This window comes from Janthinobacterium sp. GW456P (assembly GCF_002127655.1).
Lineage (GTDB): Bacteria > Pseudomonadota > Gammaproteobacteria > Burkholderiales > Burkholderiaceae_D > Janthinobacterium.
This window is the reverse complement of the sequence record NZ_NEHB01000010.1, coordinates 258,104-273,903: the sequence shown is the minus strand read 5'-3', so window position 1 is coordinate 273,903 and position 15,800 is coordinate 258,104. Positions and strand designations below refer to the sequence as shown.

Sequence of the window (15,800 nt, the reverse complement as noted above, 5' to 3'; positions counted from 1 at the left end):
CGTTGCCGCGCCGGCGCGTCCGCGCATCGCCCTGGTGCTGTCGGGCGGCGGCGCGCGCGGTCTCGCGCATATCGGCGTATTGAAAGTGCTGCAGGAGCTGCACGTGCCGATCGACATGGTGGTGGGCACCAGCATGGGCGGCGTGGTGGGCGGCGCGTATGCGGCCGGCGCTTCCGTGGCGGACCTGGAAAAGATGGCGCGCGAGACCAACTGGGCGCGCGTGGTGGCCGACCGGCCGCCGCGCGACGAGCTGGCGTTCCGCCGCCGCGAGGAAGATTTATTGCTGCCGTCGCGCATCGAGTTCGGCACCAGCCGCAACGGCATTTCCACGCCGCCGGCGGCGGCCAGCAATGCGGCGCTGGAAATGGCCTTGAACCGGCTGCTGCCGGCCGGCATGCGCGACCGTCCCGCCAGCCAGCTGCCGCTGCCCTTCCGCTCGGTGGCATCGGATCTGGTCAATGGCGAACTGGTGGAGCTGGTCGATACGCCGTTGTTCCTGTCGATGCGCGCCTCGCTGGCCGTTCCGGGTGTGTTTGCTCCCGTGCGCGTGAACAACCGCCTGGTGGTCGATGGGGGCCTGGTGCGCAACCTGCCCGTCGACATGGCGCGCGCCATGGGTGCCGACATCATCATCGCCGTCAACGTGGGCACGCCGCTGGCGCCGGAAAAAGAGCTGGGCAGCGCCATCGGTGTGGCGCAGCAGATGCTGCAGATTCTCACGGAGCAGAACGTGCAGCGCTCGCTCAAGGAGCTGCAGCCGCAGGATATCCTGGTGGCGCCCGACCTGACGGGCGTCAGTTTCCTCGACTTTGAAAACTATGCGCGCGCCATGCGCGCCGGCGAACAGGCGGCGCAGGCACTGGCCGCCCGCCTGGCGCCGCTGGCCCTGCCGCCGGAACAGTATGCGGCGCGCGAGCAGCTGCGCCTGGCGGCGCCGGCCCTGCTGGACGTGGCCCTGCCGCTCACGCGCCTGGCCGTGGAAAGCAAAGGCGATATCAATCCGCGCATCCTGCAGGCGCAATCGGGCCTGGTGGAAGGGCAGTCGGTCAGCCAGGAAGATGTGCTCAAGGCGGCGGCCAGGCTGTACGGCCGCGGCGACGTGGCGCGCGTGGAGACGGAAGTGGTCGACGCGGGCGACCAGCGCGCCGTCACCATCAAGGCGGTCGAAGCGCCGTGGGCCAGCAGCCGCCTGCGCGTGGGCCTGGAAATGGCCAGCGATTTCAGGGACAGCAATACCTTTGCCCTGAAGCTGCTGCACGTGCGCTCGAATCTGAACAGCTGGGGTGGCGAATTGCGCAGCATGGTGCAGATCGGCACCGCGCGCAATTTCGGGGTGCAGTACTGGCAGCCGCTCGGCGCCGGCAACCCGTGGTATATCGCGCCGTCGCTGCAGTACACTTCCCAGGCGATCGACCTGTTCGACAAGGGACGGCGCAATGCGCGCGTCGCCTACAGCGGCCAGGCCGCCAGCCTGGTGCTGGGGCGCCAGTTCGGTTTCTGGGGCGATCTGCAGTTTGGCATCACGCGCAGCGAAGTCAAGGCGGACGTCAGCATCCCCGCCGACCCGACCTACCCCAAGGAGCGGGCGCTGGGCACCAACCAGTTCGTCCAGTTCCGCGTCGATACGCTCGATTCGCCCGGTTTCCCCACGCGCGGCGTGCTGTTCGACGCCACCTGGACGCGCTCCTCGACCACCGGGTCGGGCGAGACGGGCCTGGGGCGTTCCGCCATCACCGGGATGCAGGCCTTTGGCCGCGGCAACTGGGCCGGCCACGTGTATGGCGAATGGGCGCGCGCGCAGCGGGGCGAGGCGCCGCTCAGCCTGGGCGGCTTCCTGCGCCTGTCCGGCACGCAGTTCGAGTCGGTGACGGGGCGCAGCGTGGCCCTGGCGCGCGTTGTGATGGCGCGCCGCATCGCCTCGCTGCCCAGCACCCTGGGCGGCGCCGTGCGGGCCGGCTTTTCGCTGGAAATGGGCGGCGGCTTCGATCAGAGCGAGCGCTGGAAAGCCACCAAGTTCACGCAGGCGAGCAGCGCCTTCATTTCCGTCGATACGCGCTTCGGTCCCGTGTATGTGGCCTCGGGCGCATCGAAAGGCGGCGAGAGCACGCTCTACCTGTTCCTGGGACCGGTCTGGTAAGGCGCCGCCGGGGCGGCGGACGCCGTGCTGCGGCGCAGGGCCGTGAAGGCGGCAAACTCCCATGAGCGAAACCCCAGCAGCAGGGTAAAGCCGTCGCGCTCCTGCGGTGCCAGGCGGCGGTCGTTCTGGTGCAGGCGCGCCAGTTCCTCGGCCAGCTGGCGGATCTTTTGCACCAGCTCCTGCGCGCTCGACAGCGACAGGCGCGCCGGAATGCACATCAGGGTTTCGCCGGCGCCGTCGAAATGCCCGCTGAAGTAATCGGCTACCACGTGTTCGCGGAAGTACTGCTGCACCGGGCCGTCGGCCAGCCAGTGGAAGGCGTTCGAGACGCGCAGGCTGTAGCGGTTCAGCGGCTTGAGTTCGATCAAGCCCAGCCGGTCCAGTTCGGCCAGGCAGCCGATGCATTCGGCCTGCGTCAGCGCATACGTTTCCACCACCTGTTCCAGGCTCCAATGGCCGAGGCAGCAGATCGCCACCAGCAGCAGGCGCGGATGCGCCACCAGCGACTTTTCCTGCACCAGGGTGAGCGTGTCGGCATGCGGCGTGATGTCGGCCGCGCCGCGCAGCACGTCTTCCATGGCGATGCCCGAGGCCTTGCAGATCAGGGCCAGGCGCGACAGCGACATGTCGTGCTGGCCAAACATGCGCTTGACGCTCGACTCGCTCATGCCGATACGCTCGGCCAGCACTTTATAGGTGATGCCGGCGGCGCGCAGTTGGGTGCGCAGCACGCGCAAAACCAGTTCGGGTGAACTCACGAGATATCCTTTATGTAAGTTTGGTAGCGGATGGCGGTACCGAATGTATCCCTTAATGGCACTTTGCACAAGATGATAGTACTTCTGGGCAAAAGAGATGACACTCCCGCTTGTGGCTCGCGCAGCGCGCTACAACCAGGCAATTCATCCACTTGTAGAGGTTATCCATGTTCCCATCTTTCCGTTTCCCCGCAGCGCTGCTGGCGCTGGCCGCCGTCGCTCCCTTGCATGCCTCGGCTGCCGAACAGGCCCCGAGCCCATTTTATGCCGGCGCCAGCTATGGCTTTCGCGCCAGTAGCAAGCTCGATTGCGTGCCCGCCCAAGGCGATTGCGACAAAAGCAGCAAGCGCAGCGGCAAGGCCTACCTGGGTTACAGTTTCGACGCGCTGCCGTTTCAGGGCGGCGTGGCCCTGCCTTCGGTTGAGCTGGTGGGGTACCTCGGGGGCGAGGTCAAGTCCGGCTTCGACACGGACGCCGGCAAGCGCGCTGGCCGCGGCAAGTTCACGGGCCTCGGCGTGCAGGGCGTGCTCGGCTACCAGTTCGACGCCTTTACCCTGAGCGGGCGCCTTGGCGCGGCCTACACGCAGGGCAAGGTCGATTATCTGGGCGGCGGTTCGGACAAGAAGGACAAGATCGGCCTGACCTACGGCCTCGGCGCGGCGTACGCGCTGAACAAGAATTGGTCGCTGCACCTGGACTGGGACCGCGTGCCCGTCAAGTACAGCACCAAACAAACGACCAAAATCGATATGTTTTCGCTGGGCGCGTCCTACCGTTTCTAAGGGGATGATGCTGCGGCCGAGAGTGGCCTGATGGCGGACGCCCCACCGGGGGTGTCCGCGGGCGGCCTATTTGTCCGTTTCTACTTTCAGCAGCAATTTCGCCAGCAGGCGTTTTTCCTGCTGGCGCTGGCCCGACACGGTCTTTACGTGCGCCCCGGCGGCGCGCTGCAGGGCGGCCGTGGCGACCGGGTTGCGCGGTTTTTGCGAGGGTTCGACGCGGAACTGCATTTTCTGCCGCGTCGCCAAGGCCTTGTTTGCCATCGGTCCCTCCTTGATTACAGCACGTAGCGCGACAGGTCCTCGTTGACCGACAGCGCTTCCAGGCGTTCGTTGACATACGCGGCATCGATCACCAGCAGGTTTTCCGTGCTGCTGCTGCCTTCGCTGGCCGTAAACGACACTTCTTCCAGCAGTTTTTCCATCACCGTGTGCAGCCGTCGCGCGCCGATGTTTTCCGTGCGCTCGTTGACCGAATAGGCGATTTCCGCCAGGCGCGTGATGCCTTCCGGCGCGAATTGCAATTTCAGGTTTTCCGTTGCCAGCAAGGCTTCGTACTGCATCGTCAGGCAAGCGTCGGTGCTCGTCAGAATGCGCTCGAAGTCCGCAATCGACAGCGATTCCAATTCCACGCGGATGGGAAAACGCCCCTGCAGTTCCGGGATCAGGTCCGACGGTTTCGACAAATGGAAGGCGCCCGAGGCGATGAACAGGATGTGGTCCGTGCGTATCATGCCGTACTTGGTGTTGACCGTCGTGCCTTCGACCAGCGGCAGCAGGTCGCGCTGCACGCCGGCGCGCGAGACGTCGGCGCCGCCCGATTCCGAGCGCGAGGCGATCTTGTCGATTTCGTCGAGGAAGACGATGCCGTTCTGCTCGACGTTCTGGATGGCCTTCTGTTTCAGCTCATCTTCGTTGAGCAGCTTGGCCGCTTCTTCCTCGACCAGCAGTTTCAAGGCTTCCTTGATCTTGACCTTGCGCGCCTTCTTGCGCTGCCCGCCCACGCCCGAGAACATGGACTTGATCTGCTCCGTCATTTCTTCCATGCCCGGCGGCGCCATGATCTCCATCTGCGGGCCCGCCTCGGCCAGCTCGATCTCGATTTCCTTGTCATCGAGCTCGCCCTGGCGCAGTCGCTTGCGGAAGGTCTGGCGCGTGCTGTCGCCGCTGCCGTTGTCGACGGCCGCTGCCGTATTCGGCGTGAAGCCGAAGTCGCGCGCCGGCGGCACGAGAATGTCGATGACGCGGTCTTCAGCCGCATCTTCGGCGCGGGCGCGCACTTTCTTCATTTCCAGCGCGCGCGTCTGCTTGATGCCGATGTCGATCAGGTCGCGGATGATGGTGTCGACGTCGCGGCCCACATAACCGACTTCCGTAAACTTGGTCGCTTCGATCTTGATGAACGGCGCCTCGGCCAGCTTGGCCAGGCGGCGCGCGATTTCCGTCTTGCCGACGCCCGTGGGGCCGATCATGAGGATGTTCTTGGGCGTGATTTCATGGCGCAGGGGCTCGGCCACCTGCTGGCGGCGCCAGCGGTTGCGCAGGGCGATGGCAACGGCGCGTTTGGCCTTGGCCTGGCCCACCACGTGCTTGTCGAGTTCCGTGACGATTTCCGACGGGGTCATGTTCATGATCATAGTTGGCTTTCTATTCTTTGCTCAGGCGCGCTTGGGCTTAGTCCAAGGTCTCGATAATGTGGGACATATTGGTATAAATGCACAGCTCGGCGGCGATGGTCAGCGACTTCTTGACCACGTCGGCCGGCGACAAGTCCGTGTTTTCCTGCAGCGCCTTGGCGGCGGACTGGGCGTAGGTGCCGCCCGAGCCGATGGCGCCGATGCCGTCTTCCGGCTCCAGCACGTCGCCATTGCCCGTGATGACCAGGGTCGACTCGCTGTCGGCCACCAGCAGCATCGCTTCCAGGCGGCGCAGCACGCGGTCGGTGCGCCAGTCCTTGGCCAGTTCGACGGAGGCGCGCAGCAGATTGCCCTGGTGTTTTTCCAGCTTGCCCTCGAAACGGTCGAGCAAGGTGAAGGCGTCGGCGGTGCCGCCGGCAAAGCCGACCAGGACCTTGCCCTGATACAACTTACGCACTTTGCGGGCCGTGCCCTTCATGACGATGTTGCCGAGCGTTACCTGGCCGTCGCCGCCCAGGGCGACTTGCTTGCCGCGCCGGACGCAGAGGATGGTGGTGCCGTGAAATTGTTCCATAGTGACCTCAAAAGATTCGTGCCGATGCGTGCAAGGCCATGCGATTGCGCGCCCATGGGGCAAAAGTGGGGATGGAAAAGGCAATTGCAAGCGGCACTTGCTGCTGCCGTGCTTGCTTCAGTGTAGGCCGGCGCGGGACGAAAAAAAAGCACGCAACCGGGGTTGCGTGCTTTTTTATCGCCATCGCGGGGCCGCCGGGGCGGCCGCGCAAGGGGAGGGGCGATCAGTCGCCGTACAGCTTTTGCTTCAGTTCGCGCCGTTGCTGGGCTTCCAGCGACAGGGTGGCGGTCGGACGGGCGATCAGGCGCGGGATGCCGATAGGCTCGCCCGTTTCTTCGCACCAGCCATAGTCGCCGGCGTCGATGCTGGCGATCGATTGCTGCACTTTCTTCAGCAACTTGCGTTCGCGGTCGCGCGTGCGCAGTTCCAGCGCATGCTCTTCCTCGATGGTGGCGCGGTCGGCAGGGTCCGGCACGAGCACGGTTTCACGCAAGTGTTCCGTGGTTTCGCCAGCGTTTTTCAGCAGGTCTTTTTCGAGCTGCTGCAGGCGCGCCTTGAAGAATGCCAGTTGTGCCGGATTCATGTAGTCATCTTCGCTCATGGCGCGAATTTGCTCTTCGCTGATGAGAGGGATGTCTTGGTTGGCGGCCGGGGTCGATTTATTAGTTTTGGTCATAACTTCGCTTACCTTCGATACGACAGAGTTTTCAAATTGATCAGTTGATGCGGCGATACCGAGCAACTGTACAGGTTCCGCTTGGCATTGCTGTCCCGCTGTACTGCGTGCGACCTTGGCTTGCCGGCGAAAGCCAGGACTACCGGCCGGCCATGGTGCTATGTTGATAACTTTTTACCGCTCTATGCCAATCGCGCTCTGTGCGCGACAACGGGCGTGTTGGGTGGATCGCTTGCATGCCTGGCATGCGGCCAGCGGCAGTTTGCCAGCATTTCATGACAGGCTAACGACATGGGCCGTTTTCGTCGCTGATTTTGGCACGCTTTGCTTTATATTGCCATCCCGATTTGTTGACTAGCCGATCAGGGACGGCTACTTGTTGGTTTATGCCAGCAAGATGGGTGTCGGGCAGCGGGAAAGCGTGCTTAACTTTCCCTTTTGTTTCTTGTTCGCAACGGGTACTTTGCAAAACCCGGCTAGTTTATACCAAACATTGTTCGAGTCCGCGAATAAAAATGTCTTTTGGTAGATTTTTGCCAATAAATACCATTTTGCTGCCACGCACTTCGTGTTCGCCCCATTTGGCGCCCAGGTCGCTGCCCATCAGCTGGTGCACGCCCTGGAAGACCACCTTGCGTTCGGCGCCCTGCATCAGCAGCACGCCCTTGTAGCGCAGCATGCGCGGGCCATACACTTGCACCAGGCCGCCGAGGAACTCGTCGAGCTTGGCGCTGTCGAACGGTTGCGTGCTCTTGAATACAAAGGCGGCGATGTCGTCGCTGTGCTGCGCATGGTGGTGGTCGGCATGGCCGCAATCGGTGGCGCAGGCCGCAGTGTGCTCATGCTTGTGTTCATGCGCGTGGCCGTGCGCATGGGCGTGCTCATGTGGATGGTCATGCGCTTTGTCGTGGTCATGCACGTGCGCCGTTTCCGTGGCCAGGAAATCCGGGTCCAGTTCCAGTTTTTCATTCAGGTTGAAACCGCGGATATCGAGCACTTCGGCCAGCGGCGCGCGGCCGAAATCGACCTTGGCGATGGGCGCGCGGGGATTGATGCGTTTCAGGCGGCGCGTCAGCGCGGCCACGTCTTCTTCACTGACGAGATCGGTTTTCGACAGCAGCAGCTTGTCGGCAAAGCCCACTTGCCGCTGGGCTTCCTCGTATTCATCGAGTTGCTTCATCGCATGGCGTGCATCGACCACCGTGATGATGGCGTCGAGCATGTAGTGGCTGCCCACTTCTTCGTCGACAAAGAAGGTCTGCGCCACGGGACCGGGATTGGCCAGGCCCGTCGTTTCGATGACGACACGGTCGAACGCCAGCAAGCCGGCGTCGCGCTTGCGCGCCAGTTCCGACAAGCCCACGATCAGGTCGCCGCGCACGGTGCAGCAGATGCAGCCGTTGTTCATCTCGATGATGTGCTCGTTGCTATCCTGCACCAGGATTTCATTGTCGATGTTTTCCTGACCAAACTCGTTTTCGATCACGGCGATGCGCATGCCATGCTCTTCCTGCAGTATGCGGTTGAGCAAGGTGGTTTTGCCTGCGCCCAGGAAGCCGGTGAGGATGGTGGTTGGAATCAGTGCCATGAAGGATGCCTATGCTGTAATCGGTGGTGCCGCCGCGCAAGCGGAAGAATGCGGACGATTATGCCGGAATTTTGCAAAAGCTTGCAAATGCGCGCCCATCCGCTTGATATGCATCAGGCTGGCCAACGGGCGTGGCTGTCTACTTGGCCTTGGCGCGCGGGTGCGCCTGGTCGTACACGTGGGCCAGGTGCTGGAAATCGAGGGCCGTGTAGACCTGGGTCGAGGTGATGCTGGAATGGCCCAGCATTTCCTGCACGGCGCGCAAGTCGCCCGACGATTGCAGCACGTGCGAGGCAAACGAGTGGCGCAGCACATGCGGGTGCACGTTGGCGGGAATGTCGGTCGCCAGCGCGTGCGCCTTCAGGCGCAGCTGCAGCACGCGGGGCGAGATGCGCGTGCCGCGTGTGCTGAGAAACAAGGCGGCGCTGCCGTCGGCCGCTGGCGGGCGCACGGCCAGCCAGGCAGTCAGGGCGACGAGCGCCGCCTTGCCGACAGGCACCTTGCGCATCTTGTTGCCCTTGCCCGTGACGATGACTTCGAAGCTGGCCATGTCGAGCCAGCCCAGCGAAGACTCCCGGCCGTTCTCGGCCTTGCAGTAATGGGTGTCCAGGCTGGTCAGTTCGGAGACGCGCAAGCCGCTTGAATACAGCAGCTCGAACATGGCGCGGTTGCACAGTTGCTCCGGCTCGGCAGCGCCTTGCTGGTGTTGCGCGGGCGCCACGAGGCGCACGGCGTCGTCCACCGACAGGGCTTTCGGCAAGGTCTTGGCCCGCTTGGGGGCGCGGATGCCGTCGACGGGATTGGCGTCGAGCGCCGTCTCGCCGCTGAGCCAGTTGAAGAAGCCGCGCCACGACGACAGCTTGCGGGCGATCGAGCGCGGGTCCAGGCCGCCGGCATGCAGCTTGGCCGTGTAGCGGCGCACTTCATTGTGGGCGAGCGCCGTCCACGGCGTATTGCCGCTCAGTTCCAGCAAGGCGCGCAAGTCGCGCCCGTAGGCGTCCAGCGTGTGCGGCGACAGCTTGCGCTGCGTGGCCAGCTGCGCCAGGTAGGCGTCGAGCCACTCGGCCTTGCCGCGCGCCGCATGCATGGCTGACTCAGGCAGGCGCGCCGGCGCGCAGCGCGGCCAGCGCGGCGCCGGCCGTGGCGCCGATATGCACGAGGAAATCCGTGCCCATGCTCGAGGTAAACCGTTCGCTGTCGGGCGAGCCCAGCACCAGCAAACCGAAGGTGCCCGTGGTGTTCGGGGCGCGCAGGGCGATCATGACGGTCGATTCGATCTTGTCAGCTTGTAACCAGTGCACGGCTTCGAAATCGCGGTTGCTGCCGCAGTACGGCGTTTGCAGGCTGTTGGCGAACATGCGCACGTCGGCCGTGACGTCTTCCGTGAACCAGCCGTCGGCGTGTTCCGGCAGCACTTGCCACAGGCGCAGGCTGACGTAGGGCACGTCGAAATTGCTTTGCAAGGCATCGACCAGCACGCGTGGCATGTCCGCATCGTTGCGCACTTGCAGCATGGCCTGGTTCCAGCCGTGGAACTTGCTGGCGATATCGCCATTTTCCTCGGCCAGGCGGCTCAGCTTGGACATGCGCAGCTCGAGCGCCTTGTACTTGTCGCGCATCACTTCCATCTGCCGCTCCTGCAGCGAGATGGTGCGTCCCGTCAGCGGGCTGCTCAGCTTGACCTCGCCGAGCAGCGCGGTATGCTCTTCGAAGAACGTCGGATGCTCGCTCAGGTACTGGGCGACGGTGCTGGAATCGAGTGTGGCGGTCATTGATAGTGTCAGAAGATAGAAGGATGAACACTTGATTCTAACCGAGAGTGCGCCGCAATATGGCGCAAAAGCACGCGCCCATGAAAAAAGCGGCATGGTTGCCCATGCCGCCTTGCATTCCTTGCTCAGCAGTCACCCGCGGAGGGTGAGCTGCGGGGCATTAGAAGTTGTGGTGTACGCCCAGACCGATGTAGGTCTTCGAAACAACGTCCTTGCGGTTCGAAATGTCCGCGTACAGGTAGGTGCGCTTCGACAGGTTGTAGTCGTAGCCCAGCGATGCCTGTTTGGTTTTGGTCACGCCATCCGGCGTTTTTTGACCGTAGCCAGCGCGAACCTTGCCTGGGCCGACGTCGTAGTTGGCGCCAATCAGCCATGCCTTGGTGTCGGGATTGACGAGCTTGAAGTGGCTGTCATCCTGATGCTGATACGACGCCATCAGTTTCAGTTCCTTGATCGGATTGACCGATGCGGCAACCGACCACAGTTTCGCTTCCAGCGCATTACGCTCGTAGGCGGCCATGGCGGCGAATTGCTCGCTGTTGTACGTGGCCGAAACCGAGTACGGGTTCACTTCTGGCGTGGCATTGAGCGGTACGGCGCGGTTGGCTGCCGTAGCAGTGACGGCGGCGTTGTTGTTCGCTTCCTTGGCGGCGACGGTGGCATTGATCTGGAAGCCGCTGAACACTGGCGAATTGTAGAACACGGCGTTCGAGAAACGGTTACGCGAGTTGCCTGGTGCGCTCAGCGGATCGCTGCTGTAGGCAGCTACCGTGATGTCGGTCTGGAAGCCGGCAGTCGTTGGCATGCCCGACCATGGTTCGAACGCGGTGCTCGATTCCTGGAAGGCGGTCAGGCCACGGCCCAAGCGCAGGGTACCGAAGTTGCCTTGCAGGCCGACGCGGCTTTGACCCTGGAAGAGTGGACGCGAGTTGTTGCCCGACGTGTTTTCAATGGTGCCCGTGTCGGACTCATAGCGAATTTCCAGTTGGAAAATAGCTTTCAAGCCATTGCCCAGATCTTCCGTACCCTTGAAGCCCAGTTTGTTGTTATCGCGTTTGGTGACTTTGGTGGTTTCACCAGTCAGCTTGCCCAGGCCGGCATCAACCGTGCCGTAGATTTGGACGGACGACTGCGCTTGTGCGGTGGCGGCAAAGGCGCCGAAGAGTGCGAGGGCAACGAGTGATTTTTTCATGTCTTCTTCCCTATTAAAAGTGAGTTCCGTCCGAGATCCGAGCAGATTGAAATGCGCTGACTGTCGCGTTTCGATGAATGAACCTTAATTCGTCGGCGCGCAAGACGCGCGGGATTGGTCAAATATGCGTGAAAAGATTGGTGAAAAGCGGCATAACTGCATGCCCCTGTTGTATTTTTGTAACGCGCGATTTCTGCCAGTCCTGCGCCGATGGACAAGGTTCTCCCATCGCCACCGTAGCGGCGCCTTGCAATCTTGGCATGTCCAGGCCGAGGAATTGTTGCGTTGAATCAAGTTCTTGCGGTCGCTTTGGCGGATTTACGACACAAGGACGTTACACTAAGGGACGGCCTGCACTGATGGGCCTGGAGACGACTCACTATTATTAGAATCATTGACTCAATATCGAGAATCGATGGCAAATCGCGAAACATTAGGATTGATCAAGGGGGCGCGTGCTGGCGACGTGGCTTGCCAACTGGCGTTGGGACGGGTGTATCTGTTTGGACAGGGTGTGCCGCAAAGCTTGCCGACGGCCTTGCACTGGCTGGCGCGGGCGGCCCAGGAGGATAGCGAGGAAGCGTGCCGGCTGATTGGCACCCACGTGCCTTTCGAAGTGGCGCAACCGGCAGCCAAGGCGCTGATCCCGTATTACGCGCAAGCGTTTGATGCGGGTCTGGTGCAGGCGGGCCTGGTACTGGCGCAACTGGTGCTGGGCAACGCCGCCAGTCACTGTGAAGCCTTGCGCGTCAAGGCGCGCGTGGCGCTGGACGCTGCCGTACGCGCCGGCTTGCCCGATGCGCAATGGTTGTTGTCGCTACAAGAAAAATCATCGGCAACACCGGGGCCGGCCAGCAGCGTGGCTGGCGAGCAAGCCTTCGATGGCGACGCGCCGCTGCACGCCTGGCTGGAGCAGGCTTGGCGCCAGGGCAACCATGCGGGTTTTCTGTCGCAAGGCTTGCCGCTGGCGCGCGAGCTGCTGCAGCGCCAGGCCGCTGCCGGGGCGCGCACGATCGCCCTCGACGCGCAGCAGGTGCTGTTGCTGTCGCGTTGCGCCCAGGCATTGGCGCCTGGCGGCGATGCCGAGGGCTGGCAGTGCTGCGAGCTGGCCGCGCATGGCGGCGACCGCACGGCGCAGCTGGAGCTGGGACTCGGCTATGCGCGCATGGATGCGCATGGCCAGCGCCTGGCCACGCGCAACGGCGCGGCCAATTTCAAGCGTGCCGTGCGCTGGCTGACGCAGGCGGGCGAGCAGGGACTGGCCGAAGCCTGGTTCGTGCTCTCGCGCATCTATACGAAACCGGAATTTTCCCAGCGCAATGTCGTCGAAGCGCATTTCTGTCTGGAGCGCGCGGCCGATCTGGGGCATGGCCCGGCGCAGCTCGAATGCGGCATGCATGCCTGGCGTAACCGCCGCGACGGCGTCAACAACGACGTGCGCGCCGCGTATTGGCTGCTGCAGGCGCAGGCGCAAGGCAGCCGTGAAGCGGAGGCGGCGCTGGCGAAAATCGCGCCTCGAGGCGAGCCCGGCGACTGGGGCCAGTACGCCGCCATGCACGCCGATGGGCATGTGCGCCAGCTGGGTCAGAACCATCCCCTGCTGGCGGCGCGCCTGGCGCTGGCGCGCTGTTTTCATCTGTCGCGTGCCGAGGCCCTGCTGCTCGATATCCACGCGGCCGACCAGGGTCATTGTCTGTTGATCGATATCAGCGCCACGCATGGGCGCGGCAAGCGGCGCCTCGTGCTGATCCGCACGGCGCAGGAGCGCCAGCTGCTCGATCAGGTGGTGCGCCTGTTCGAGCGCGTCGATTGCGGCGTGGCGGGGCCGGAAGGCAATTACCGGCAGCGCCTGTATCGCTTGAAGTGCTATCTGGCTGAACTCGATATCGCGCAGGAACAGCAGTTCCTGGCCGCCTGACGGATTCCTTACAGCTCGATCGTGCCTTCGAAGACGGTCACGGCCGGGCCTGTCATCAGGACGGGGTGGCCGGGGCCTTGCCAGGCGATCGACAGTTCGCCGCCGCGCGCGCTGATGCGCACGGGGGAATCGAGCAAGCCGCGGCGGATGCCGGCCACGGCGGCGGCGCAGGCGCCCGTGCCGCACGCCAGCGTTTCGCCCGCGCCCCGTTCAAACACGCGCAGTTTCACGTGCTGGCGGTCGACGATCTGCATGTAGCCGGCGTTGACGCGGCGGGGAAAGCGCGGGTGGTGCTCGATGCGCGGGCCCGTCACTTCCAGGTCTTGTGCATCGACATCGTCGACCACTTGCACGGCATGCGGGTTGCCCATCGAGACGACGGACACCAGCACGGGGGCCGTCTGGCCCGGCAAGTCCAGCTCCAGCGGCCACAAGGTGTCGTTGCCTTCCGCTACACCGGCGAGGCCGTTTGCGTCGAACGGTACCAGCTGTGGCTCGAGCACGGGCGCGCCCATGTCGACCGTGATGCTGCCGTCGCTTTCCAGGCGAGGAGAAATCACGCCGGCCATGGTTTCCACGCGGATGCTGGCCTGGCTTGACAAGCCTTTTTCGCTGACGAACTTGACGAAGGCGCGCGCGCCGTTGCCGCATTGTTCCACTTCGCCGCCATCGTTGTTATAGATGCGGTAACGGAAATCGCAGCCGGGCAGGCGCGGCTTTTCCACCACGAGGATCTGGTCGGCGCCGATGCCGAAACGGCGGTCGGCCAGACGCTGCCACTGGGCCGGCGTGAAATCGATGTCCTGGTTGATGGCGTCGATGACAATGAAGTCATTGCCGGCGCCGTGCATCTTGGTAAAGTGGAGTTTCATATTCTGGCGTATCACTTGTGCTGGTTATTGTAGAACGACGCTTCGCCTTCCGGACGCGTCTTGAAGCGTTTATGCGTCCAGAAATACTCGGCCGGCGCTTCGCGCACGCGCTCCTCGATGAATTCGTTCATGCGGCGCGTGGCGGCCGTGATGTCGTCGCCCGGATAATCGTCCCAGGCCGGGTAATACGTCACTTGCCAGCCCTGGTAATTGGGCAGGAAGGTGGCGATGACGGGAATCACCTGCGCCTTGGCGGCCAGCGCCAGGCGCGCCGTGGCCGTCAGGGTGGCGGCGGGCACGCCGAAGAAGGGCACGAATTCCGCGTCCTTCTCGCCGAAATCCATGTCGGGCAGCATGAAATACGGCAAGCCGTCGCGCAGCGCGCGCAGGATGGTCTTGATGCCGTCCTGGCGCGTAAACAGCTTGGGCGGCTTGAAGCGCGAGCGGCCGTTGCGCAAGGCCTGGTCGAAGGCGGCGTTCTTTTGCTGCACATACATCGACGAGGCGGAAATTTCCATGGCCGTGGCGGCGCCGGCCACGTCGAGGCAGACGAAGTGCGGGCACAGCAGGATGGTGGGCTTGGCGGCGATCTGCTGGCCCGGGAAGGCGGGGACCTTCCTGATCAGGCGGTTCAGGCGCGCTTCCGACGACCACCACAGGATGCTGCGTTCCCACACGCTGCGCGAATAGGCCTGGAAATGCTGGCGCGCCAGCGCCACGCGCTGAGCTTCCGTCAGTTCCGGCATGCACAGGCGCAGATTCGTCAGGGCGATCCTGCGCCGCGTGGGCATGGCGATGAACAGCACGCTGCCGACGGCCACGCCGAAGCGGCCGAGGATGGGTAAAGGAAGCCAGTGCAGCAGCCACATGAAGGCGATCAGCAGTCTCATGCCTGCTCTCCGGCGGCATCGGGCGCGGCGGGCGTGGGCGGCGGCGCGCCGCGCGGCACTTTATAGCGGTTGTAGCTCCACAGGTATTGCGCCGGGCTGCGCGCGATCAATTGTTCCATGGCGGCATTGATGGTGCGCGCCTGTTCGGCCGAGCTGCTGTCGAGCGACTCGGTGAAGGGCACGAAATGCACGACGTAGCCGCGTCCGCCTGGCAGGCGTTCAGCGTAGGTGATGATGACTTCGGCGCCGCCCATCTGCGCCAGCTTGGCCGGCAGGGTCATGGTATAGGCGGGGCGGCCGAAGAAATCGGCCCACACGCCTTCGCCTTCCTGCGGCACCTGGTCGGGCAGCAGGCCGATAGGCTGGCCTTTTTTCAGGCATTTGGCGAAGATGCGCACGCCCGACATATTGGCCGGCGCCAGCATCAGGTTTTCGCGCGCGCGGGCCCCTTCGATCAGTGGTTTCAACGCGGCGCGCTTGGGTGGGCGGTACATCACGGTGAGCGGCGTGCGCAGGGCGATTTGCTGGGCGACGATTTCAAAGCAGCCCAGGTGTGGTGTCAGGAAGACAATGCCGCGGCCATGCTGCAGCGCTTTTTCCACCAGTTCCCAGTTTTCCACCGTTGCATGGCGCGCCACGCGCTCGGCCGGCGCGCACCAGATGAAGGGCAATTCCAGCACGCTCTTGCCCGCTTCGGCCACGGCCGTGTGCAAGTGTTGCGAAAACCCCGCACCTTGCATGTTCTCGCGCATGCGGCGGCGGTAGGACGGGGAAATGGCGTAAATCACCCATCCCAGCGCAGCACCCAGGCCATGCAGGACGGGCAGGGGAAAGACGGACAAGAAGCGGAAAATTGGGACTAACATGTATAAGCGATTTCCAGGAATGGCGTGTTGCCGTGCCAAAATTTTTTAAGAAGCGTAAAATACCACGTATGCAGTAACCGCTGAGTTAATAGACAACTTGCGATGCGGAATATAAATCTCGCTAAAGCGTCGCAGGCAAAA

Annotated in this window: 15 protein-coding genes; 3 read left to right on the top strand and 12 right to left on the bottom strand. The window is 63.5% G+C overall.

All coding sequences use genetic code 11. The features are described 5' to 3' along the window. A partial coding sequence (locus CBW66_RS12155; RefSeq protein ID WP_086153632.1) for a patatin-like phospholipase family protein occupies window positions 1-2,137 on the top strand: 2,137 nt, incomplete at its 5' end. Here the strand turns inward: CBW66_RS12155 and CBW66_RS12150 are convergent. Continuing rightward, complete coding sequence (locus CBW66_RS12150; protein WP_170933040.1) at window positions 2,110-2,895, bottom strand: helix-turn-helix transcriptional regulator; 786 nt, start codon at window positions 2,893-2,895, stop codon at window positions 2,110-2,112. The genes CBW66_RS12155 and CBW66_RS12150 overlap by 28 nt on opposite strands. A gap of 167 nt (window positions 2,896-3,062) precedes the next feature. Here CBW66_RS12150 and CBW66_RS12145 point away from each other — a divergent pair, with 167 nt between their 5' ends. Then, entirely contained in the window at window positions 3,063-3,677 is a 615-nt protein-coding gene (locus CBW66_RS12145) for an outer membrane protein (RefSeq protein ID WP_086140297.1), read from the top strand. 66 nt (window positions 3,678-3,743) lie between these two features. Here the strand turns inward: CBW66_RS12145 and CBW66_RS12140 are convergent, their stop codons facing one another. The 8 genes from CBW66_RS12140 to CBW66_RS12105 form a co-directional block, all read right to left on the bottom strand. Continuing rightward, window positions 3,744-3,938 carry a hypothetical protein gene (locus tag CBW66_RS12140; protein WP_034753063.1) on the bottom strand — a complete coding sequence of 65 codons (195 nt, stop codon included), beginning with the start codon at window positions 3,936-3,938 and terminating at the stop codon, window positions 3,744-3,746. Between the two features lie 14 nt (window positions 3,939-3,952). Next, complete coding sequence (gene hslU, locus CBW66_RS12135) at window positions 3,953-5,305, bottom strand: ATP-dependent protease ATPase subunit HslU (RefSeq protein ID WP_086140327.1); 1,353 nt, start codon at window positions 5,303-5,305, stop codon at window positions 3,953-3,955. A gap of 43 nt (window positions 5,306-5,348) precedes the next feature. Beyond that, complete coding sequence (gene hslV / locus CBW66_RS12130) at window positions 5,349-5,885, bottom strand: ATP-dependent protease subunit HslV (protein ID WP_034753065.1); 537 nt, start codon at window positions 5,883-5,885, stop codon at window positions 5,349-5,351. Window positions 5,886-6,108: 223 nt separating this feature from the next. Further along, window positions 6,109-6,561: an RNA polymerase-binding protein DksA gene (gene dksA / locus CBW66_RS12125; RefSeq protein ID WP_076565074.1), complete on the bottom strand. Its 453-nt coding sequence runs from the start codon at window positions 6,559-6,561 to the stop codon at window positions 6,109-6,111. Window positions 6,562-7,042: 481 nt separating this feature from the next. Then, the gene (locus CBW66_RS12120) at window positions 7,043-8,149 is read right to left on the bottom strand and encodes a GTP-binding protein (RefSeq protein WP_086140298.1); all 1,107 of its coding nucleotides are present in this window, start codon (window positions 8,147-8,149) and stop codon (window positions 7,043-7,045) included. Between the two features lie 139 nt (window positions 8,150-8,288). Beyond that, window positions 8,289-9,236: a tyrosine recombinase XerC gene (locus CBW66_RS12115; protein ID WP_086140299.1), complete on the bottom strand. Its 948-nt coding sequence runs from the start codon at window positions 9,234-9,236 to the stop codon at window positions 8,289-8,291. A 7-nt stretch (window positions 9,237-9,243) separates the two neighbouring features. After that, entirely contained in the window at window positions 9,244-9,921 is a 678-nt protein-coding gene (locus CBW66_RS12110) for a DUF484 family protein (RefSeq protein ID WP_086140300.1), read from the bottom strand. 160 nt (window positions 9,922-10,081) lie between these two features. After that, window positions 10,082-11,113 carry a porin gene (locus tag CBW66_RS12105; protein ID WP_086140301.1) on the bottom strand — a complete coding sequence of 344 codons (1,032 nt, stop codon included), beginning with the start codon at window positions 11,111-11,113 and terminating at the stop codon, window positions 10,082-10,084. Between the two features lie 415 nt (window positions 11,114-11,528). On the opposite strand from CBW66_RS12105, the gene CBW66_RS12100 reads away from it, so the two are divergent. Further along, complete coding sequence (locus tag CBW66_RS12100; protein WP_086140302.1) at window positions 11,529-13,031, top strand: SEL1-like repeat protein; 1,503 nt, start codon at window positions 11,529-11,531, stop codon at window positions 13,029-13,031. 8 nt (window positions 13,032-13,039) lie between these two features. On the opposite strand, the gene dapF is transcribed toward CBW66_RS12100, so the two are convergent. The 3 genes from dapF to CBW66_RS12085 are packed head-to-tail and all read right to left on the bottom strand — an operon-like array spanning window position 13,040 to window position 15,659. Then, entirely contained in the window at window positions 13,040-13,903 is an 864-nt protein-coding gene (gene dapF, locus CBW66_RS12095; protein ID WP_086140328.1) for a diaminopimelate epimerase, read from the bottom strand. Between the two features lie 11 nt (window positions 13,904-13,914). Next, window positions 13,915-14,793, bottom strand: coding sequence for a lipid A biosynthesis acyltransferase (locus CBW66_RS12090; RefSeq protein ID WP_086140303.1), 879 nt, complete (start codon window positions 14,791-14,793; stop codon window positions 13,915-13,917). Continuing rightward, a complete protein-coding gene (locus CBW66_RS12085) occupies window positions 14,790-15,659 on the bottom strand; it encodes a lysophospholipid acyltransferase family protein (RefSeq protein WP_086140304.1) in 870 nt (289 codons plus the stop codon). The genes CBW66_RS12090 and CBW66_RS12085 overlap by 4 nt, the downstream gene beginning before the upstream one ends. Between the last annotated feature and the right edge of the window lie 141 nt (window positions 15,660-15,800).